Source organism: Moraxella sp. CTOTU47616 (genome assembly GCF_032017465.1).
GTDB classification, from domain to species: domain Bacteria; phylum Pseudomonadota; class Gammaproteobacteria; order Pseudomonadales; family Moraxellaceae; genus Faucicola; species Faucicola tetraodonis.
Window position 1 is genome coordinate 258,176 of sequence record NZ_DALZPU010000003.1, and the last position, 22,301, is coordinate 280,476.

Sequence of the window (22,301 nt, forward strand, 5' to 3'; positions counted from 1 at the left end):
AACCGCTATGCAACGTTTTTGGTTATTTTTTTATGGATTACCCAATATATTTGGCTTAGCTTTTTTGTTGATTGCGCTAATAAGCTATGTTTGGCTGGCTTTGACGACCAATGATATCAGCTCGACAATGGTATTTTTAGTAGCGGTCATATTGGCTTATCCGCTAGGGTGGTTATTCGGTTTTCTAATCCGCAAAAAAGATGACATGTTGCACTTTCAGCAGACCTTAACTGCCGAGCAAATTACCGATGAATTAAACCGCTTAATGCATAAAGTCAAAAACCGAATCTCGCCAGATTCCTATACGCATTTGCAAAATATTCAAAGTTCAATCATGTCGGTATTGCCACAATTGGTCGCGGGTCGCTTTGCCAATCAAGATTTATTTACTATCAAAAAGACAGTATTCGATTATCTGCCTACCACCCTTGAAAACTACTTAAAATTACCATCCGTCTATGCCTCTATGCATGTCGTTCAGGATGGTAAAACACCTAAAATGCTACTCAATGAACAACTCGCCTTGATTGATAATAGTATGCAACAGGTGGTACACAGTATCTACAATGAGGACGCACAAGCTTTATTAGTCAATCAGCGATTTTTGGAAAACCGCCTGCAACAGCCCAATTTTTTGGGTTAGCAATTGGAATTTATCAAGTTGTCGTTTAAAGAGTAACTTCACAAGGCAGACAAGCGATGACTTTTGCAACCGCCGCTTCGAGCTGACTGCTATCGCTCGGCATGACAGTGATATGAGCGATTTTTCGACCTTCGCGCTCTTCTTTATCATAATTGTGCACGTGCACGCCAGCGATGGCTAGGACTTCGTCCAGTTTTGGGTACTCTCCGATGACATTCAGCATGACAGAGGGTTTGACAATGGCTGTGTCTCCCAATGGCAACCCCGCCACCGCACGCATGTGATTTTCAAATTGACTGGTTACCGCGCCTTCAATACTCCAGTGCCCTGAGTTGTGCACGCGGGGTGCGATTTCATTGGCAAGCAATTTTTCAGCCCCGCCTTCAGAAGTCACAAATAATTCTAACGTCAACACGCCCACATAGTTTAAATGTTCGAGCAATTTTTTGATATTACTTTGGGCTTGTTCGGTCAATTGCTCGACTTTCGGTGCTGGTGCGGTTGATTTGGCTAAAATACCATTACTATGCTCATTTTGCACGAGCGGATAATAGCGGATTTCACCATTTTGGGCGCGCACGGCAATGATAGATACTTCGCGCTCAAAGTGAATAAAGCCTTCGGCAATGAGCGGCGCTGTTTTGGTCGCGTCACCAAGTTCTGCCCACGCGGTGTCAATTTGGTCAGCGGATTTGACCACAAACTGCCCTTTGCCATCATAGCCCCCACGTGTGGTTTTGAGTACCAAAGGCAATCCCAATTTGTCGGCGGCGGCTTGGATATCGGCTTTATTATGCACTGCCATAAAAGGCACGGTGGCGATATCTAATTGGTTAAACAAGTTTTTTTCATTTAACCGATCTTGTGCCACTGATAGCGCAAATGACGACGGGTACAAGGTTTTGGTCGATTCCAAAAACTGGGCAGGTTTGAGCGGGGTGTTTTCAAATTCTAAGGTAAAAATATCGCAGCTTTGGGCAAAATCTTCAAATTGCTCGCTACTAAACACTTTGCCCAGTAAGCGTGCCGGGCAATTAGCACTATCCTCCAAAAACACGCAGCGGATACCGAGTGGCAACGCCGCTTGCGCCAACATCATACCTAGCTGTCCGCCACCTAAAATCCCAATGGTTTTGACAGGATAATTGGAATGATTGATGGTATAAAAATTGGCGGTTTGCATAGGCATGGTGGCGGCTCTTTTTGATAAGTGAAACACAGAAGAAAAATTATGGCTAATTATAAAGGATTTGCCCACAAATAAAAAATCCAAGCACAAAAAAACCCATAAGTCTTTAGTCTTATGGGTTCAACAAATCAATGAATAGGCTTTACACGTTAACTGTAATGCACGGGTTCTTCATCATACACATTGGCATGCCACTGCGAAAGCTGCTTTTGCATTAAGGTTTGAATGGCAGCATGAATCATGCTTTGACCAATCAACTGGGTATCATCGCCCAACAGTTCTTTCACTTTGTCAGAAAATTCAATACTTACCAAGTCTTCTGACTCATCATTAGAAGTACGTAGTACCATCTTGCCGTCATCTTGCTCAACAAACTCTAGCATCATCGCTTCTGCTTTGGCATCCTTTGCCGCTTGCAGTAGGCTTTGGTAATCTGATTTTGTATCTTTTTGCATCGTCGCTCCTCAATCTTTTATCCGCCCCAGTGACTACTTTGGTTACTACCTTAGTAACTATCTTATGAACTAGGAGAATTAACCTGTTAGTCACCCTGTGATATCACTTTAATCAACGTAGCATGGTTTAACGCTTGCATCTTTTTAAAAGCTTGTTGACAGCTTATTAACAGGGTTTGGCATATTGCATGATTATTAAAATGGCGGCTTTAACGGTAAAAATCAAGCATAATTTGTGATATTAACACAGCGACTACAATGCATAATGCTTAAGGGTTGCTGTGATAAATTATTTAGCGAACCATGCAGCTTGAAACATTGAACTTACAACAACTGCGGGAATACGCTTTTTAAGCCGCCAACAAAAATCTCTACCGCAACGGCCGCCAGTAGCATCCCCATGATACGATTGAGCACGTTAAGCCCGGTATCACCTAAAAAACGACTTACCTGCCCCGCGGCCATGAAGCTTAGATAAGTAATAATACTGATAATCAAACCTGCGGTGATAATCGCTAGCATATTAAAATAACTATGCCCGCTCGCGGCATAAATAATCACGGTAGAAATCCCACCAGGACCAATCACCATCGGAATCGTCAATGGCACCACGGCAGATGCCGCCCCTTGAAACGCCACGCCATTTAAATCCCCGGATTTACCGACATGCGGTTTGGCAACATTGCCAGCGCCATTCATCATGCCAATAGCAATAATCAATACCAAGATACCGCCTGCGATACGAAATGACCCAAGCGAAATCCCCAGCACCTTTAAGATAGGCTCGCCTGCCAACGAAAATATCGCGATGGTCACAAACACGGTAATGGCTGAAATCAGTGCAACTTTGCGAGTTTGTTGTCGATTGGCGTCTTTGGTGATATCAATAAATAACGATAACGCGGCAAATGGATTGACCAGTACCACCAGTGCCAAAAATATTTTTAAGACTTGAGATTCCATGAGTATTGACTAACTTGTTGGGTGAAGTTGGGTGAATATGACAAAACAGTTATGGTAGCATAAATTTAAGTAAGCCAGGTTACGGCGTTAATCCGCTTAGCGCTACCAGTACGCATACCAAGCCTACATCATGAACCCGAAATTAATGGCTCTCTAACGTTTGGGTGATTTTATCAAGATTTAAACTATCGGACATGGCATTAAAAATCTCATAGTATTTGCCTTGCTTGCGGTATAGTTCATCATGCGTGCCTGTCTCCACCACGCGCCCTTGCTCGATGACCACCAAATCATCAGCGTCAATAATCTGCGCGATATTGTGCGACACGATAATCACCGTGCGATTTTGTTTGATTAAATCCAAACTGCGCTTGATTTGCTGGCTGGCAATGGCATCTAGGCTTGCGGTCGGCTCGTCCAAAAAGACAATCGGCGGATTTTTGAGAAACATACGTGCCAGTGCAATACGCTGCTGCTGTCCACCTGACAAGGATTTGGCTTCGCTTTGGTAGCCTTTGGGCAGCTGGGTGATTTGTTCATGAATAGAGGCTTGTATTGCTGCCTGCTCAATCTGAGCTTGACTGGCCGTTAAATCGCCATAACGAATATTTTCTTCAATAGTCCCGCCAAAAATATGGTTTTTTTGCAACACCAAACCGATTTGTTGGCGTAGCTCATGGGTATCATAATCTTGCAAATCCTTGCCATCGAGCAAAATTTGCCCGTGCGTGGGCTGATAAAATTTTACCAACAGATTGATAATGGTGCTTTTACCTGCGCCACTCAACCCGACCAACGCGGTAATTCGGTTGCGCCGAATGCGAAAGCTGACATCTTGCAAGGCTTGGTTGCCGTTGGGATAAACAAAATCCACGTGCTGAAGTTCGATATCGCCCTGCACCGTCGCAGGATTGACACCGCCTACCACTTCGATTTGGCTATCATCTTCTAAGATATCAAAAAACCCTTCGGCATAAGTCAGCGCATCATTCACCTCATCATAGATACGATGCAACTGGCGAATCGGCGATGCCACGTTTTGAAATAACAACACATGAAACATAATCATGCCAATGGTCATCTGCCCATCCAGCACAAAATACGCCGTTAAAATAATAATCGCCACGACACCAATCTGCTCGATAAAGCTTTTGAGTGCATCATAGCCAAAGCCAATACCGCGCGTTTTGAGTTGGTTATCGGTCATCTCCTTTTGAATGGCAAAATGTTTTTGCGCTTCAATCGGCTCGCGGACAAAGGATTTAATCACAGTGATAGCGTTAATGAGCGAAATGATTTGCTCGCTTTTGCTCTCCCGGTAGTGGCGCATCTGCCGACGAAAGCCTTGCAAGCGCGTGGCTTGTTTTTGACTGATATAAAAATAAATCGGCACAATCACCAGCCCTACCATCCCCACCCACACATTGGCGCTAAACATCACTACCAGCGCTACCATCGCATTGGCAAATAAGGGCAACATATCAATAAAAAAGTTTTGCACCAAACGCGTCAGACTACTGACACCCAAATCAATGCGCGTCTGCAGCTTACCACTGTCGTTATCAGGATGAGTATAAAACCCCATGCGGTAACTTAAAATACGCGTCACGACTTTTTGCGATAAATCCCGGGATAAATTAATGCGGATTTTTTCACCAAAATAGCGCTGTCCAAAGCTAATTGCCGCGTATAACAGTTCTTTGAGCAGTAGCACGATGCTGATAGTCATGAGCAGTTTTGCACCTTCCTGCCACGGCTCGCTGAGCTTGAGAATCTCGGTCAAATGATCGACGGTGTAACGCAGTACAAAAGCATTAACCTGCGCGGCAAATGAACCAATCACCGTAAGCAGCAACGTCGCTATGATTAATGAATGATAAGGTTTTGCAAAAACGGATAATTTTTTGATAATTGACCACAGCACGGCGCCGCGCTCGCGTTTGTTGAGTGATGGCGGTGCAGGTTTGGCTGGCAGTGTCAACGTGTTAGAGAGCGATGGATTAGGGGATGGATTGGGAAGATTTGGCAAGAGTGGCTCACAAATGATTTTTCAATACGTTTGGTTACTTAATATTTTTGGTAAAGTGTAAATAAAACAACTGCGTTTTAGGTAGTTGGTAATTGTTGCATTCTTGTCCATATGAAGCTTTTCACACAAAATCATAAAATAATTTTATGATAATTAGTATTATTTATGAATATTTATTATGATTTAAAGCTTTTAGGGGCAAATACCTTTATACTGAGCAGACTTATTTTTACCTTTCATTTTCTATCTTAGTTAATAGCCTATTAAAAGGATTTCAGCGTATGCCATTATCATATAAAGCCCCCCTGCGTGATATTCGCTTTTTAACCAATGAAGTATTTAATTACCCCGAACACTATAAAACCTTAAAATCTGGTGAAAATGCCGATCCTGAAACTGTGAATATGATGCTAGACAGCTTTGCAGATTATTGTAGCAATGTCTTGATGCCACTGTACCAATCAGGCGATGCTGAAGGCTGCCATTTTGACAAGGGTGTTGTCACCACGCCAAAAGGCTTTAAAGAAGCTTATGATATGTTCGTTGAAGCTGGGTATCAAGCCATACCGTTTCCTGAAGAATTTGGTGGCTTGAATATGCCAATGTCTGTCAACCTCATCAAAAGTGAAATGATGGGCACGGCAAACTGGGCATTTGCCATGTATCCAGGACTGTCGGTAGGCTGTATGAATACCATCATGCAATACGGCACCCCTGAGCAAAAAGCCACTTATATGCCAGCCTTGGTAGAAGGTCGTTGGTCGGGCACCATGTGTTTGACTGAGCCACAATGTGGTACTGACTTGGGTCAAGTTAAAACCAAAGCAATCCCACAAGAAGATGGTACTTATAAGATTAGTGGTACCAAAATCTTTATTTCAGCTGGTGAACATGACTTAACGGAAAATATCGTGCATATCGTTTTAGCACGCCTACCTGATGCGCCTGAAGGCACCAAGGGTATTTCGTTATTTATCGTGCCAAAATTCTTGGTCACAGAAAACGGTGAGATTGGTGAGCGCAATCCCGTTAACTGTGGCTCAATTGAGCACAAAATGGGTATCAAAGCTTCAGCCACTGCGGTACTCAACTTTGATAATGCCACAGGCTACTTAATCGGTGAGCCGAATAAAGGCTTAAAAGCCATGTTTACCTTTATGAACACTGCCCGCCTAGGGACAGGTATGGAAGGCTTAGCGCATATGGAATTGGCTTTCCAAAACTCATTGCCCTACGCCAAAGAACGCCGCTCAATGCGTACCCTATCAGGTACCAAAGAGCCAAACCAAGTGGCTGATGCGATTATCCATCATGCCGATGTTGCGCGTATGTTACTCACCCAAAAAGCCTTCTCAGAAGGCGCGCGCTCAATGATTTATCACGCATCACGCTATGCTGATAAAATGTTTGAAGGAGCGATGCTCGGTGACGATGCTGAATTCCACAAATGGGATGATAAATTGGGCTTTTATACCCCAATACTCAAAGGCTTCTTAACTGAACTAAGCATTGAATGTGCCAAACATGGTATGCAAATCTACGGCGGTCATGGCTACATCAAAGAATGGGGCATGGAACAAATCGCCCGTGATGCGCGCATCTCAACCTTGTATGAAGGTACCACAGGCGTACAAGCGCTTGACCTACTAGGTCGTAAAGTGTTAATCCAATCAAAAGGCAAAGTGCTACTGGATTACACCGCCAATATCATGAAATGGTGTAGTGAATATGCATTAGATAAAGGGATGCGTAAATTCGTTTGGGAATTGACCAAATACTGTGCAGAGTGGAATACCCTTACCACACGTATTATGCTCACGGCTCGTAAAGACCGTGAAATCGTCTCAGCGGCATCCGATGATTACTTAATGTACTCAGGCTATGTCATCATGGGCTATCACTGGGCACGTATGGCAGCAGTAGCGTACGACAAACTCAAAAATGGCGGCAGCGAAACCAAAGAATTCTATGAAGCCAAAATCAAAACCGCTGAGTTCTATTTTGAAAAACTATTGCCACGCGCCTCAGGTCACTCAGAGAGCATGTTGGCACCAAGCGAGTTAATGGCGATGGATTTAGATAGCTTTAATTTCCTAGACTAATGGGTTAAACTTGTTGCGCCATTTTACAAAAAGGCTGCTCAACCTTAATGGGGGCAGCTTTTTTATTGCTCAAAATTTTAACACATACAAAAGAATTGATTATGGAATTTACTGCTTTTTCGCGCCAAGTCATTGACCAACTAGAATCGGATATCACAGCCTACCTCCAAGTCTGCAAGTTACCCTCACCGCTGCATGAAGCAAGCCTATACGCGATGAGCAATGGCGGCAAACGGGTACGTCCTTTACTGGTTGCCGCAACTTTTGCCACGGTAAAAACCGACAACAGTCTTGCCAACCCATCCCATCCATTGTCTAATGACGTGCGCCGTGCCATGATGGCGGTGGAGTGTCTGCACGGCTATTCGCTAGTGCATGATGACTTGCCTTGTATGGATGATGATGCGCTGCGCCGAGGTCGCCCTACCACCCATATCGCCTATGGTGAAGCCGCTGCCATGCTTGCTGGTGACGTGCTACAGACCTTGGCATTTGAAGCCTTGACCCATGCGTATTTTGGTGAAAACAGCGAGTTTGCCACTCCGCTTTCTGCTACGTTTGCGCCACGGGCACGGCGGATGGTCATGGGGCAAATGCTGGATTTAAATGGCGAGCACCAACAGCTTAGCCAAACTGCGCTTGAAGCCATCCACCGTGACAAAACAGGCGCGCTCATTGAAGCTGCAGTATTGATGGGTGCCATCTGTGCCAACGCGACTGACAGCGAGCGGCAAGCCCTCAATAGCTTTGCCGAGCAGATTGGTTTGGCTTTCCAAGTACAAGATGATATTTTGGATGTGACTGCCGATACCGAGCAGCTTGGCAAACCCGCGGGTAGTGATGAGAAATTGGATAAATCCACTTATGTCAAACTACTGGGCGTGGAAGCTGCCAAAACCTACGCGCAAAGCTTATTTGATGCCGCTAAAAATGCGGTGATTGCTGAATTTGGCGCTAATAACTATTTGCTCGATTTGGCAGACTGGTTGTGGGCGAGAGACAAGTAATTATTTCTTTCTAAACCCAGCAAACAAGCCTTCGTGGTTAATTTTTGGCATTTTCATGGTCACGGTGTTTGACAGCAAATCATGCAGCGCCAAGCCTTGCTTATTGACCCATGCGAACCAATAATTAAACAATAGCCCAATAAACATACTAAAATACAGCGCACCCACCGACTGGTGGATAAGATAGCCTATCATCCCGCAGAGCACCGGCAATAAACACGCGGCTAATATCCGCATCATCGATTGCCGCCAACTTAGCAATGAGCCATCACGGTTCATGGTTTTGAGTCGCCAAGTCTGCATGCCAAGCGTCTGCCCTGCCTTACGCCAAAATACCCCATAAAACCCGACCAAGATAATCACAAAGGCGGGAATTTGCACAACATTACGATACCATAGCGGTAATGTCGCCGCTTGCTTCATATCCGTCCCTGCCAAACCTAGCAGTTTAGTCCCCAATACAATAAGCAGCATCTGCACAAAAAATAGCATCGCCAAAATCAACATACCATCATACAGCATAGCAATCAGCCGAGTAGCCGCTTTTGCCATCACCGGTTGTTGTTCTGGCAATGGCGCTGATTGCATGGATTGCGGCTGGTTGTTGGTTTTAGCTGTTTTTAACATTGGGGTTTCGGTTTTAGGCATAGGTATGGCAAGCGAATGATGGTAGCAATTAAGCGAAATTGTAGCCTAAATACAACCAAAAGGCTATGACTCAAACGCCCCTTCGAGACACATCAACGCATGGCTCAGATAAACATAACTGGGATAAAAATGCCTTAGGCAATAGTGAGGCAGTGGTGAAAAAAACGGAACGGCAAAATAACCCGCCGAGTAATATGAGGCATAAAAAAATAAGGCATAAAAAAAATCGCCTAAACTCAAAGAGTGGCGATTAATTTTAACAAAGTAATTAGTGGTGCGCTTGGAGGGAGTCGAACCCCCGACCCTCAAGTTCGTAGCCTGATGCTCTATCCAACTGAGCTACAAGCGCTTAACTAATGTCTTCGTTTGAAGTGGGCGCTATTATAAGTTAGATTATTTATTTTGTCAAACTTTATTTTAAATAATTTTAAAACTAATTTTGCTTCAATAAATGGCGGTGACGGAGGGATTCGAACCCTCGATACAGTTTCCCGTATGCAGCCTTAGCAGGGCTGTGGTTTCAGCCACTCACCCACGTCACCGAATTGTTCTTACTTATCTATCACACCGTACAATAATTTTAGTCAATGTTACCATTAACCTCAAGTATTGTGGGTGGGCATTATAACAAACCAATCCAAATTTGCAAGACTTTTTAAAAAAATTATGTGAGAATAATTGCAGCACCTTGGCAGTAGCACGATACCTACCCATGACCTAGTCGTTATGTGATAATCTGTTTGAAACTAATGATTAAAAAAACCACTTAACCAATCCTTTATAAGGATTGATAACCAGCCTGTGAGAATCTTATGTCAACCCCTGCTACCCTTGCCCCTATTTTAGTACCCAGCATGACACTGCGCCCCACTGTATTGTGTTTTTCGGGGTTAGATCCATCAGGTGGTGCAGGCTTGCAAGCGGATATTGAGTCGATTGGGCAAGCAGGGAGTCATGCAGCGATTGCCTGTACCGCAGTGACCGTTCAAAGTTCACAGCAAGTTTTTGGGTTTGAGGCATGCGCAAGTGAGCTGGTAAGGGCGCAAGCACTGGCGGTGCTCAATGATTTGCCTGTCAAAGCTATCAAGTCAGGGATGCTTGGCACCACTGACAATATTGCAATGCTTGCGCAGCTTTTCACCGATGGCAGTATTGCAACAGGTACGCCGTATGTGCTTGACCCGGTACTGGTGGCCAACAGTGGCGGTGCTTTAGGTGACAAAGACACCTTGGTGACTGCCTTTGCCCAGCTAACCCCTTTTGCGACCCTAATGACCCCCAACAGCATTGAACTGCGTGATTTGACAGGCATCGACAATCTCCACGCCGCCGCCAAAGATTTGTGTCAACAAGGTGCCAAAGCAGTGCTAGTCAAGACGTCTCACGATAACCAAGCCTCTGGTATCGAGCAGTATTTATACGTTAATGACAACCAAACCTGCCGACTGGCATACCAAGCGATTTTGCCAAGACTGGCGGGTGAATATCATGGCTCAGGCTGTAGTCTAGCAAGTTATATCGCAGGTCGCTTGGCACTGGGTGATGAGCTTGTGACAGCGGTACAATGCGCAGATATTTGGACACAACACGTGCTCAAAGTCGCTGACATTGTCCACCCTCATGGTCAAAGAATTCCCAAACGCTTTCATTATAGCTCAATGCTAGGTTAGGCAAGCTACTATGGGGTTATTATTGGAGTGGTCGATTGTCAAGACGTTGCTATTACAGCTAGGTGTGATCGCCCATTTTCTCATCACGCTTTGGCTAGTTGTGCGGGTTATTCAACAGCAGCGCCACCAAAGCGTAGCCATTGCTTGGATTGCGGTGTTATTTGCCCTGCCTGTTGTTGGCATCATCGGTTATATGTTATTTGGTGAAATCAATATTGGACACCAGTACCGTAAGCGCAGTTTGATGGCGCAAAAATTACTGCGTGACTTTGCCAACGCCCAGCAGATTGATTTTAATGAAATTTCCAAAAATTTAGATACCGAAGCACGACAACTGAGCAATATCGCCCTACTAAAAACCGGGCTTGGCGTGTACGACCATCATACGCTGACGCTGATGACAGACGCTGACCATATTTTTGCCAGTTTATTAGCCGATATCCGTGCGGCAAACACGATGATTTTGCTGGAATTTTATATTGTGTCGCCACAAGGCCGGGTGATTGAGTTATTAGAAGCCTTGATGGCGGCTAGCCAGCGCGGCGTATCCGTGCATTTGCTCGCTGATAGCGTTGGCAGTCATGCATTTTTTCGCAGTCAGTGGGTGAAAAAACTCAAAGATGCGGATGTCTTTGTGCATGAGTCGCTGCCCGTGGGTTTGTTCAAAACTATTGTCAAACGCATTGATATCCGCAACCATCGTAAGCTAGCTATTTTTGACAATTGCTATGGCTATACGGGAAGTTTTAATTTAATCGACCCCGATTTTTTCAAACAAAACGAGCATGTGGGCAAATGGATTGATGTCATGATACGGGTGGAAAGCCATGATACTGTCAATTCGGTGAAAGCCATGTCACTTGTCACGACCACGGATATCAGCGCAGAAACCAACGCCAATTTTTCAAGCCTTGAAAAAATCGTTAATCGCTTTACCAAGTCGCTCTATATTGGCACCGCAAAGCTGCATCATCATAAATTACAACATGTGACTAACGCTCGCGAGGTAGGTCAAAACGCTAACACTGGTGCCCCTAAGCCGCCCCTGCTTAACATTTTGCCACTGCAAAGCAACCTACAAGCCTACCCATCGGTGAGTCAAGTCAGTTTGCAGCTGATTCCATCGGCGCCAGAATTAACGGGGCATGTCATCTACGAAACCTTGGTGTGTGCGATTTTTGCCGCCAAAAAACAAGTGGTCATTACCACGCCTTATTTTGTGCCAGATGATGCACTGCTGCTTGCCCTCACTACCGCTGCCAAGCGTGGGGTCAAGGTGATTTTAAATGTACCCAAAAAAGTAGATTCGCTGTTGGTACGGTTTGCCTCACAGGCTTATTTTGAGCCGCTGTTGTCAGCAGGGGTGCAGATTTATTTGTTCAATGCAGGCTTGCTACATGCCAAGATTTTGTGCGTGGATGACGATTATTGCTTATTTGGTACCGTCAATATGGATATGCGCAGTTTTTATCTGAATATGGAGGTGAGTATGGCGATTTATAATCGTACCATGACCCAGCAAATGCTCACTTGCCAACATGAATACCTGCAACAAAGTGAGCCATTACAGCGCGATGGATGGCAGCAGCGTAGCTTTGGGGCAAAATTCTTGGACAACGCTATTCGCCTGTTTAGCCCACTGCTTTAAAGTTTACTCATTTAATCGTCGTTTGCCAAAGACTATAGGGTTACAAAGACTATAGGGTTAATAGATAAACGCCTACGGTTTGCACCAAGGTTTCTAGCAAAATAATCAAGAAAAAACCCAGCATAGGTGCCAAATCAAGCATTCCGGTGGCAGGTAATACTTTGCGAAATGGCTGAATAATTGGCTCACTAAGCAAGGTGAGCAGGCCAAAAATCGCTGGCATTTTTTGGGTAAAAAGCATCACCCAACCCCCGATAAAGGAGCCAATGATGATGTACTGGCACATTCTTAAAAAATCAATCAGCAAGGTCACGGCCGCCACAAAAAACATCATGACAGGTGAAAAATGCCGCGATAGATAATCAACCATGGCTAAGTTCACCTCTGGCATATAGAACAGGCCAATATTTTGACTATCAATACGCATCATGCCAAGCACGCCCCAAATAAAAATCATCCGCAGCAAAAACAGCAACACCAAACTTGCGGTATTGATTCTGCCATCGCCAAGGGTTGGGAAAATACGTCCAAACACATCGACAATGCGTGTCATACGATAAATGGGTTTGGCAAACGCATCCTTTGCAGTAATGCCAGCAAACTGCAGCATAAATCGAAAGAAAACCAGTATCATCGCCGCCGCGACGACGATATCAAACAACCCTGCCAAAAGATTAGTCATGCCCTGTTTTTATCCTTATTTGCTGCTTACACACTTGTTAACGATAAGCCGTTAAGATAGTCAATTAAAATTTACTGTTGGAGCCAATGTTATAGCCCATGTTGTAGCCAAGTCGAGTTATTTGCCAAACGCTAGGCTGAGCTCACGCGAGCGCTGCTCACATGCTAGCATGGCATCGGCAATAGTTTGATGCATTTGTTTAGCATCCATCACTTCAATTGCCGCTTGGGTAGTCCCATTGGGCGAGGTCACTTTGCGACGCAGCTCAGCTGGCGTATCATGACTGGTCAATGCCATTTGCGCTGAGCCCAGTGCCGTTTGCATTGCCAAAGCCGTGGCTTGGGTTTGGGTCAGCCCCAATTTTTCACCTGTGGCAATCATGTTCTCTAACATATAAAAGAAATACGCAGGCGCTGACCCTGAGATAGCAGTCACGGCGTGCAGTAGGTCTTCGTCATCTACCCATAACACCAGTCCTGCTGCGGACATCACTTGCTGCGCAAGTTGCTGCTCCGCCTCGCTCACCGCTGCTGTCGCGTACAGGCCTGTGGCGCCCATTTGAATCATCGCAGGGGTATTTGGCATCGCTCGCACTAGTTTGACTTGCGGTCCCAACCATTCGGCTAAACTATCGGTAGCAATCCCCGCGGCAATTGAAATAACCACTTGCTCGCCCCAGCTGTCTTTGACTGGCAGTAGCACATCTTTAATGACCTGCGGTTTGACAGCGAGCACGACCACATCAGCTTTTTCGATGGCGTGCTTGGTATCGTCGATATTGCTCGCATCGTAGGTATTCAACCCTTTGGCTTGAAAATCCGCTAACTTCTCAGCATCGGTTTCAACCACATGCAGTAGGCTAGGTGGCTGACCTTTTGCTAATAGCCCTGCGATGAGCGCCGATGCCATATTACCGCCACCAATAAAGGCGATATTAAGAGAAGTTGTGGTTGCCATAGATGTCCTTTGTAGTCATTTTTTGTAGGGTGACGAAAGCAGTTAAAGGGTTCGCCCTCGCTATTATTCGCAAATAAGTCTACCATACCTACTGCAAATTTTGATGACAAATTTACAGCGTAAATTGGTGTACATGGCGCAAATTCAAGCGATTCATGCCCGTTTGATAGTCTAAGTCCATGACAGTCTTAGCCCATGACAGGCTTAAATCAATGACATTCACTATCAAGACCGCATGTCCAAACCAATTGCCACGGACAAGCTGCTTGGGTAGCCAAATTCAGCTCACTGGCATCTGCCAGCCAAACACTGATATTGGGCAATAATAAAGCAAACCGTTTTGGTGTTTGAGACGCCGGGAGTGCCTTTTCTTTGTTGTCATCCAGTATGACCACTTTGGCAAATTGTCGCTCCCAGCTAGGAATATCAAATCGTTGGCACAGTTTTTTAAACGATTGGTGAAAAGATTGTGACAATAATTGAAAAGACTCATTGGGCAACACGGCTCTGATAGCAAGCGCCAATTCTAGAGATAGCCCCACAGATAATTCCTCAGATAGCCCCACATCGGCAGCCAAATTGGCTAATACCTTGTTATCTGATTTGCCATGAATCGCCTTCACATAATCGGCATCAAGGCGGTATAAGGTATCGCGGTATTTTCTAATTTCAATTCCCTGCCACTGTAAAATCGCTTGCTGGTCTGTTTGCGCTGATTGTAGTAACTGCTCAATTTGTAAAATCAATTGCCGAGTGGGGGCAAATTTTTGTGAGCCTTTGACCCAATGATGCAATAGGTTAAAGCGTCTTGCTTGGCTCAATGATTTTAGATCGGGGATATGCAAACATTGCTGATGATTTGTCCAGCCATTTGACCGCTGACATAGCGCCAAATCTTGTTGATATTGGTCATCGACTATGTGATGCGCTTCGGTCAGGTTTTGCTGGGTGCGGGTGATATTTTGCACTACTTTATGAAAGCGCTCACCCAGGAGTGGCAAAATCTGATTACGTAAAAAAGCGCGCTGATTAGCTACCCCAAAATTGGTAGGATCATCGACATGAGGGATATGTTGCGCTGCTACAAAGTCGCTAATCTCATCACGCGTTACCCCAAGCAACGGACGCCATAACCAAATGGGTTTGCCAAATTCATGTTGCACCCCAAACGCCGTCATGCCTGTCAGCCCCGCCAATCCTGTCCCTTGACATAGGTTTATCAACAAGGTTTCCACCTGATCGTTGGCGTGATGCGCCAAGGCAACAATGGCGTTTTCGCCTGCAATCTGTATGATGGCACGATAGCGAGCGGTTCTGGCTTGTTGTTCATTGGCTTGTTGTTCATTGGCTTGTTGTTCATTGGCTTGTTGTTCATTGGCTTGTTGTGTGCTGGCTTGTTGTTCTTGGCTGATTGTGCTATCGGCGGCATAAACTTGCTGCGATTGCCACTCGATACAAACGCTGTCATAGTCGATGTGGTGCTTGTGGCAATAGCCTTCTACCAGTTGTTGCCACTCATCACTGACTTTTTGCAATTTATGATTGATATGAATCACATGAATGGGTAGTTGTAGCTGCTGACAGGCGAACAGTAATACCATCGAGTCTCGCCCGCCACTGCACGCAATATAAATTTTAGTGGCAGCCTTGGGGTGCGGGTTGATATGGGTTTGATAACTTTGTTTAATCGCTTCAATGACAGGTGACATAGGGACAGATGACATAAGGATAGACGACATAGTACACATAGCGCTCAAGCTCATGCGGCAAGAGAAAAACAGTGAGATAAAACAAATGGGATAAAATAATGGGCGTCTAAATAAACGCCCATGGGTCATTAAAATAGGTTAAATCACTGACAATCAAGCAGAGGCTTTTGGTAAGGACACCGTAGAATTAAAGCTCATCAATTTTTCATAGCGTTGTTGCAGACGTGTTTGTTCATCCAGCTTTATAAGCCCCGCTAGCTGTTGCTCCAGCGTGGCTTTAAGGTTGGTCATAGCGACATCGCTGTTAATATGTGCGCCCTCGCCTTCTGCGATGACTTCATCAATCAAGCCAAGGGATTTTAAATTTGCTGCACTGAGTTTCAACGCCTCACTGGCTTGTGGCGCTTTTTCAGCCGTTTTCCACAAAATCGATGCGCAACCTTCAGGCGAAATCACGGAATAAATGCTGTTTTCTAGCATATTGATACGATCAGCGACGCCAATCGCCAATGCACCGCCTGACCCCCCTTCACCGATTACCGTGGCAATCACAGGCACATTCAAGGATGAAAATACCGCAATACTTTGGGCAATCGCTTGGGCTTGACCCCGCTCTTCTGCACCCACGCCAGGATATGCGCCTTGGGTATCGATAAAGGTCAGCACCGGCAATTTAAACCGTTCTGCCATTTGCACCAGTCTAACTACTTTGCGATAGCCTTCTGGGTTTGCCATACCAAAATTGTATTCTATACGCTCACGGGTGCTGCGACCGCGATGTTGACCAATCAGCATGACAGGCTGGTCGTTAAACATCGCCATACCCCCCAAAATCGCTTTGTCATCAGCATACGCGCGATCCCCTTGCAGCACATCAAATTCCGTGAACAGCTGGTTGGCATAATCCAAAAATAATGGTCGTTTTGCATGACGTGCAAGCTGTACTTTTTCCCAAACACTCATTGTCGTTATTCCCTTGTTTTATTACAACTGTTGTCATCTCAATATCGTATGACAGACCTAAACGCTTAACTTTATTTAAAAATTTTCTTAGCCATTTGTTTAACTATTTACTTAGCCATTTGCTTACCCAATAGCTGGCTCGTAAGTGGTAATGGATAAGCTCATGCCCCACTTTTGCCAAATATCAATTTCATCTTGCAAATCTGATAGCACAAGACTTGCGTTATCATCCGCTAAATTTACCGAAACTTCCCAAGTATGGTTATCTTTAGCCGCTAGGTGAATCGGTAGCGTATCATGTTTGCTACGGCTGTGATGCACCAGTACCGCTAGGCGTAAAATCAAAGTTAAATACACCAGATTGTCACCACCCACCATTTTGACTTCATCAAAACTATCAGGTTTTAATTTACGGCGATGGTGCATCACGAGCTGCGACAAGCGTGTTTTATCGACTTGTGAAAACCCGTCAATATCCGAATTTTCTAGCAAATAGGCACTGTGCCTATGATAGCTACTATGGCTAATGGCAAGACCAATTTCGTATAGATAGGCACCACGGCGAAGTAAATCCGCGTCTTCTTCATCAAGCCCCAAGCGATTTCTCACTTGGTCAAACAGCTGCTGCGCGGTACGTACCACACGTTTTGCTTGTTTTCTATCGACCGAATAACGCGTCATCAAGGCTTGTACACTGCGATCACGCACATCTTCACTGGCAAAACGCCCGAGCATATCGTACATGACGCCTTCACGCAGTGCACCATCTGAATAAGAGATGGTATCAATGCCCAAAACATTCATCGCTGCGAGCAGCACCGCGACACCAGCCGGCAACACTACTTTACGGGTGTCTTTAATATCGGCAAAATCAATATTGTCGATATGTTTTGCTTTAATCAGTAATCTTTGGATTTCTTTGACACCGCTGTAGGTCACACGAGCATTTTCATCGGCAAGTCCAAGTTGCAGCAAAATTTGATTGACGGCTTTAATTGTGCCACTTGAGCCCGTGACACTGTCCCAACCCGTTTTTTGGTACAAGCGGCTAATACCAAGCACTTCTTTTCTCGCCGCAGCAATCGCTTTTTCAAACGCTTTTTCGGTGATAGCGCCGTCAGTAAAATAGGATTTGGTAAAAGCAACACAGCCCATCTGTAGGCTTTCGGTCAAAATCGGGTCAAAGCCTTTGCCAATAATAAACTCCGTCGAACCACCCCCAATATCAATCACCAAGCGTTTGTCGGTACTGGCATTGGTATGAGAAACACCCAAATAAATTAGACGCGCTTCTTCTCGCCCCGCAATAACTTCTAAGGGTTTGGGTAAAATTAAATTGGCTTGTCGAATAAATTCATCGGCATTCTTGGCTTGGCGTAGGGCATTGGTAGCCACAATCCGCAACCGCTGTGGTGAGACAGCGTCTAGTCGTCCAACAAAACGGGTCAAACAATCCAGCCCACGTTTTTGTGCCTCAAGCGACAAATAGTTGTTTTCATCAAGTCCAGCGGCAAGCTGCACTTTTTCTGACATTGATGCTAATTTGCGTACTTCCCCATGGTCTAACCGCGCGATGGCAAGATGAAAGCTATTTGAGCCAATATCAATGGCGGCCATAAGTTCGTTGTTAGCAAGTAAGTCAGGCATATTTCACTTAGTGTCGGTTAAAGTCAATAATTCGATTAAACACCATTTTACGCATTTTCACCCCTGAGTAAAAGCCATTTTATTGCAACTGCAACTTTTGCCTCCCCCCATGCCTGTCCATCAGTGAAAAAAATTGACTTTAACATTTTCTAAAAACTTCTATCGTTACAATCATTTAGATACCATTAGTTAGATACCATTAATGTTTCTTATCATAACTATCAAAACAATTAACCATAGCCATACCCTGTTTTGGGGTTGTGTTATGCTAAGATGACCCTATCATAATAATCACTATAAAGTAATTTGCCTTTGGGTGTCTGTTTAATAGATTTCACTATCCTATCATTGTTTCTATCACTTCAATGTTTCTATCACTGTTTGATTGTATCCAATATTAAGATTTTTTTATTAGGCAAAAACAAGCACTGGGCAAAAACAAGCATTTGGGTCATTACTTAACCGTAATCCAAAACCTAACAGTTAACAACATCAACACGTAGGAGTTACTATGTCTTCAGTTATTCATGCCGATGAAGGTACTTTTGAAAAAGCAGTATTACAATCAGATACCCCAGTATTGGTTGATTTTTGGGCAACTTGGTGTGGTCCATGTAAAGCCATTGCCCCTGTATTAGACGAGCTTTCTTCAGAATATGAGGGTAAAGCGCGAATTGTTAAAATCGACGTTGACCAAAATCCAAACCTAGCTGCACAATATGGTATCCGTAGTATCCCTACCTTATTTATGTTCAAAAACGGTGAAAAAGTGGATGCTACTATGGGTATGCAACCAAAAGCCCAATTGACTGCTCTTATCAACAAACACTTATAATCGCTAGGGTAAGAATCATTAGCGTAGGTTAATAGGTTAAATTGAATTTTTATATTGGTAACGGTATATTTTTTTGATAATTACCAGTGAGATTCGCCGCGATTTTGATACTTGTGAGTAAAAAAATCGCGGTTTTTTATGCCCATACATTGACAAATGAATATGTCAAGTCGTATAGTGTGTCTCACAAAATAACTATCTTATCGATATGCTTAACGTTACGTTAGCAGGCATTTACTATTATTTGGTTTAGTACTTGGTATTGTCTGTTTGCAACGCTCAGTTAATCATTTCAAACGTTTCTATTTTTTTCTCTTTATATTCTCTTCACACCCTACTGTCTTAAAACGATGCAGCGCCTTTGCTCGACTCACGTTTTGAGGTGGTTCAAAATTAGTTATTGATGATTTACCTATGAATTTGACTGAACTCAAGAAAAAATCGATTGCTGAATTGTTGTTGATTAGCGAGCAAATGGGTCTAGAAAACATGGCCCGTAGTCGCAAACAAGATATCATTTTTGCCATTTTAAAAACCCACGCCCGAAACGGTGAAGCTATCTATGGGGATGGCGTGCTTGAGATTTTGCCCGATGGCTTTGGTTTTTTACGATCGTCGGAAGGCTCTTACCTAGCGGGTCCCGATGATATCTATGTGAGTCCGAGCCAAATTCGCCGTTTCAATCTCAAGACGGGTGACTCAATCGCAGGGACGATTCGCCCACCCAAGGATTCTGAGCGTTATTTTGCCCTATTAAAAGTTAACGAAATCAACTTCGATACCCCAGACCGCTCTCGCCACAAACTGATTTTTGAAAATTTAACCCCACTTTTCCCCACCCAGCAGCTTCGCCTAGAACTGGGTAACGGTACCACAGAAGACTTAACCGGCCGTATCATTGACTTGATTGCCCCGATTGGTAAAGGACAACGCTCGATTATTGTCGCCCCACCAAAAGCGGGTAAAACTGTACTGCTACAATCTATCGCGCAATCCATCACCAAAAACAACCCAGAATGTTATCTCATCGTGCTGCTCATTGACGAGCGTCCTGAAGAAGTGACCGAAATGCAGCGTACGGTGCGTGGTGAAGTGGTCGCATCGACCTTTGATGAGCCGCCAACCCGTCACGTACAAGTCGCCGAAATGGTGATTGAAAAGGCCAAACGCTTGGTTGAGCACAAACAAGACGTGGTGATTTTACTCGATTCCATTACGCGTTTAGCCCGCGCCTATAATACGGTATTGCCTTCATCGGGTAAGGTATTGACTGGTGGGGTGGATGCCAATGCACTAGAACGCCCAAAACGCTTTTTTGGTGCCGCACGTAATGTCGAAGAAGGCGGTAGCTTGACCATTATTTCAACCGCTTTGATTGACACAGGCAGTACCATGGATAAGGTGATTTATGAAGAGTTTAAGGGGACAGGTAACCAAGAAATTACCCTTGAGCGAGACATTGCCGAAAAACGGGTATTCCCTGCCATCAATATCAAAAAATCGGGCACTCGCCGTGAAGAGCGTTTGATGGATGAAGCGATGCTACGCAAAGTATGGATTCTGCGCAAACTGCTACACCCCATGGATGAACTACAAGCTACCGAATTTTTGCTAGAAAAACTTAAAGACTCAAAAACCAATGATGAATTCTTTGAGCAAATGACGCGTAAAGATAAATCTTAATCATGTTACCGCTTAATCCTGTTAATTAGCTGACTCATAGAAATGAAAAAGCTCAACCTGGTGTTGAGCTTTTTGTTGGTGTCTTTTTTATTGGCGTCCTTTGGGCTTAAATCGCAACGCTACTTAAATTGCACCACTAAAAGTATCGCATTGGTTGATATCACCCGATTTTAAACCGCGTGAAAACCACGTCATACGTTGTTGACTGGTACCATGGGTAAAGCTATCAGGGACAGCGGCACGACCACTGGCTTGGGCCAAACGGTCATCACCGATTTGCTCCGCCGCATTAATCGCTTCTTCAATATCGCCTTGCTCTAAGAATTGAACACGTTGTTGGTTACGGTTTGCCCAAACACCCGCAAAACAGTCCGCTTGTAGTTCTTGACGCACTGATAAATTGTTGGCTTGCGCTTGCGTGGCACGGCGACTGGCTTCATCTACTTTTTGGCTAATACCTAACTGATTTTGTACATGGTGACCCACCTCGTGAGCAATGACATAAGCCTGTGCAAAGTCACCTGCTTTACCTTGGTTTTGTGCATCACCTGAGCCATTTTGGTCACCTGTGATACCCAATTTTTGGCGCATTTCTTGGAAAAAACTGGTATCAAGATAGATGCGTTGGTCAGCAGGACAGTAAAAAGGCCCTGTCGCTGAAGACGCATTACCACAACCCGAACGTACCATACCATTAAATAACACTAATTTAGGCTGTTGGTATTGCATATTGTTTTCACTAAAAATCTGACCCCACACTTCTTCCGTGTCTTTTAACACCACTGAGACAAATTTTTGGTCGCGGTCAGCCGTTTGCTGGTCAAGGGTTTGTTGACCGCTACTATTGCCACCTGTGATTGCAGAACCTGTTTGCATCGCAGTCATAGGATTCATACCAAACACCAGCCATAAAATCAAACCAATGATAATAGTACCAATACCGCCACCCACGGCTTTACCGCCGCTGACTAATACATTCGAGCTACCATCACGATCTTCCCACTTCATACCAATACCTCCTTAAATACTATCTTGCTTTTATAATATGCTTATTTTGGCATTGTAGCATTTTGCCTAAAAATTACTGTGTGAAATCGTAGTTTTATACAGATTTTTGACAATAAACCCTAACAATATACCACTAATGTAACTTATTATTACCTATCTAAAATCTGCCAAACCTGATTAAAATTAACCATTTATTGCCAAAAAAAAATTATTTTTTTGGTATTATTTAATACAGTACGGGAAATAGAAAAAATTTTGTAAATTTACAAAAATAAAGATATCTTTGCCATATTTTTATGCGTATAATACGTCATTTTCCGCGAAAAGCTAAAAAAGATATCTTTCTCGTGCGATATCAATAAATCTAAAAAGTTGTATTTGTGATTGCGGTGTTATTTTGTTACAACCTTTTATCAGATTTATTATATTTTTTTATGCGAAAGTTATTCTATCTTGACTAAGT

18 protein-coding genes and 2 tRNA genes are annotated in these 22,301 nt (G+C 44.2%); 7 read left to right on the forward strand and 13 right to left on the reverse strand.

The window, feature by feature from the left end:
- The first annotated feature begins 7 nt into the window (after nucleotides 1–7).
- Nucleotides 8–643, forward strand: a complete 636-nt coding sequence (locus RTS10_RS05360) for a hypothetical protein (RefSeq protein ID WP_203172350.1) — start codon at nucleotides 8–10, stop codon at nucleotides 641–643.
- A gap of 25 nt (nucleotides 644–668) precedes the next feature.
- On the opposite strand, the gene RTS10_RS05365 is transcribed toward RTS10_RS05360, so the two are convergent.
- The 4 genes from RTS10_RS05365 to RTS10_RS05380 all read right to left on the reverse strand — a co-directional run bounded on the left by RTS10_RS05365 (nucleotide 669) and on the right by RTS10_RS05380 (nucleotide 5,174).
- Nucleotides 669–1,826 (reverse strand): 5-(carboxyamino)imidazole ribonucleotide synthase, encoded by a 1,158-nt coding sequence (locus tag RTS10_RS05365; protein ID WP_312539567.1) that lies wholly within the window; start codon nucleotides 1,824–1,826, stop codon nucleotides 669–671.
- A 155-nt stretch (nucleotides 1,827–1,981) separates the two neighbouring features.
- Nucleotides 1,982–2,287, reverse strand: a complete 306-nt coding sequence (locus tag RTS10_RS05370) for a hypothetical protein (protein ID WP_083102070.1) — start codon at nucleotides 2,285–2,287, stop codon at nucleotides 1,982–1,984.
- A 324-nt stretch (nucleotides 2,288–2,611) separates the two neighbouring features.
- Nucleotides 2,612–3,250, reverse strand: coding sequence for a MarC family protein (locus tag RTS10_RS05375; RefSeq protein ID WP_007117140.1), 639 nt, complete (start codon nucleotides 3,248–3,250; stop codon nucleotides 2,612–2,614).
- Between the two features lie 142 nt (nucleotides 3,251–3,392).
- Nucleotides 3,393–5,174 (reverse strand): ABC transporter ATP-binding protein, encoded by a 1,782-nt coding sequence (locus RTS10_RS05380; protein ID WP_312539568.1) that lies wholly within the window; start codon nucleotides 5,172–5,174, stop codon nucleotides 3,393–3,395.
- 386 nt (nucleotides 5,175–5,560) lie between these two features.
- Between RTS10_RS05380 and RTS10_RS05385 the strand changes: the two genes are divergently transcribed.
- Both RTS10_RS05385 and RTS10_RS05390 read left to right on the forward strand, forming a co-directional pair.
- Nucleotides 5,561–7,381, forward strand: a complete 1,821-nt coding sequence (locus RTS10_RS05385; protein ID WP_312539525.1) for an acyl-CoA dehydrogenase C-terminal domain-containing protein — start codon at nucleotides 5,561–5,563, stop codon at nucleotides 7,379–7,381.
- A 101-nt stretch (nucleotides 7,382–7,482) separates the two neighbouring features.
- Complete coding sequence (locus tag RTS10_RS05390; RefSeq protein WP_312539526.1) at nucleotides 7,483–8,388, forward strand: polyprenyl synthetase family protein; 906 nt, start codon at nucleotides 7,483–7,485, stop codon at nucleotides 8,386–8,388.
- Here the strand turns inward: RTS10_RS05390 and RTS10_RS05395 are convergent, their stop codons facing one another.
- The 3 genes from RTS10_RS05395 to RTS10_RS05405 form a co-directional block, all read right to left on the reverse strand.
- On the reverse strand, nucleotides 8,389–9,036 hold the full coding sequence (locus RTS10_RS05395; RefSeq protein ID WP_312539527.1) for an RDD family protein: 648 nt from the start codon (nucleotides 9,034–9,036) through the stop codon (nucleotides 8,389–8,391).
- Nucleotides 9,037–9,308: 272 nt separating this feature from the next.
- Nucleotides 9,309–9,385: transfer RNA gene (locus RTS10_RS05400), tRNA-Arg, on the reverse strand.
- A 103-nt stretch (nucleotides 9,386–9,488) separates the two neighbouring features.
- Nucleotides 9,489–9,578 (reverse strand) — tRNA-Ser (locus RTS10_RS05405).
- 318 nt (nucleotides 9,579–9,896) lie between these two features.
- Here RTS10_RS05405 and RTS10_RS05410 point away from each other — a divergent pair.
- A complete protein-coding gene (locus tag RTS10_RS05410) occupies nucleotides 9,897–10,706 on the forward strand; it encodes a hydroxymethylpyrimidine/phosphomethylpyrimidine kinase (protein WP_312539569.1) in 810 nt (269 codons plus the stop codon).
- Between the two features lie 10 nt (nucleotides 10,707–10,716).
- Nucleotides 10,717–12,354, forward strand: a complete 1,638-nt coding sequence (locus RTS10_RS05415; RefSeq protein WP_312539528.1) for a phospholipase D-like domain-containing protein — start codon at nucleotides 10,717–10,719, stop codon at nucleotides 12,352–12,354.
- Between the two features lie 49 nt (nucleotides 12,355–12,403).
- Here the strand turns inward: RTS10_RS05415 and RTS10_RS05420 are convergent, their stop codons facing one another.
- The 5 genes from RTS10_RS05420 to RTS10_RS05440 form a co-directional block, all read right to left on the reverse strand.
- Nucleotides 12,404–13,036 carry a YggT family protein gene (locus RTS10_RS05420; protein WP_050324582.1) on the reverse strand — a complete coding sequence of 211 codons (633 nt, stop codon included), beginning with the start codon at nucleotides 13,034–13,036 and terminating at the stop codon, nucleotides 12,404–12,406.
- A 117-nt stretch (nucleotides 13,037–13,153) separates the two neighbouring features.
- On the reverse strand, nucleotides 13,154–13,993 hold the full coding sequence (gene proC / locus RTS10_RS05425) for a pyrroline-5-carboxylate reductase (protein ID WP_312539529.1): 840 nt from the start codon (nucleotides 13,991–13,993) through the stop codon (nucleotides 13,154–13,156).
- A 209-nt stretch (nucleotides 13,994–14,202) separates the two neighbouring features.
- Entirely contained in the window at nucleotides 14,203–15,732 is a 1,530-nt protein-coding gene (tilS, locus tag RTS10_RS05430; protein WP_312539530.1) for a tRNA lysidine(34) synthetase TilS, read from the reverse strand.
- A 123-nt stretch (nucleotides 15,733–15,855) separates the two neighbouring features.
- Entirely contained in the window at nucleotides 15,856–16,665 is an 810-nt protein-coding gene (locus tag RTS10_RS05435) for an acetyl-CoA carboxylase carboxyltransferase subunit alpha (protein WP_312539531.1), read from the reverse strand.
- Nucleotides 16,666–16,788: 123 nt separating this feature from the next.
- The gene (locus RTS10_RS05440; protein ID WP_312539533.1) at nucleotides 16,789–18,312 is read right to left on the reverse strand and encodes a Ppx/GppA phosphatase family protein; all 1,524 of its coding nucleotides are present in this window, start codon (nucleotides 18,310–18,312) and stop codon (nucleotides 16,789–16,791) included.
- A 511-nt stretch (nucleotides 18,313–18,823) separates the two neighbouring features.
- On the opposite strand from RTS10_RS05440, the gene trxA reads away from it, so the two are divergent.
- Both trxA and rho read left to right on the forward strand, forming a co-directional pair.
- Nucleotides 18,824–19,147 carry a thioredoxin gene (gene trxA, locus RTS10_RS05445; RefSeq protein WP_036589854.1) on the forward strand — a complete coding sequence of 108 codons (324 nt, stop codon included), beginning with the start codon at nucleotides 18,824–18,826 and terminating at the stop codon, nucleotides 19,145–19,147.
- A gap of 414 nt (nucleotides 19,148–19,561) precedes the next feature.
- A complete protein-coding gene (rho, locus tag RTS10_RS05450) occupies nucleotides 19,562–20,830 on the forward strand; it encodes a transcription termination factor Rho (RefSeq protein WP_060994528.1) in 1,269 nt (422 codons plus the stop codon).
- 123 nt (nucleotides 20,831–20,953) lie between these two features.
- Here the strand turns inward: rho and ypfJ are convergent, their stop codons facing one another.
- On the reverse strand, nucleotides 20,954–21,838 hold the full coding sequence (gene ypfJ, locus RTS10_RS05455) for a KPN_02809 family neutral zinc metallopeptidase (protein ID WP_100270536.1): 885 nt from the start codon (nucleotides 21,836–21,838) through the stop codon (nucleotides 20,954–20,956).
- Between the last annotated feature and the right edge of the window lie 463 nt (nucleotides 21,839–22,301).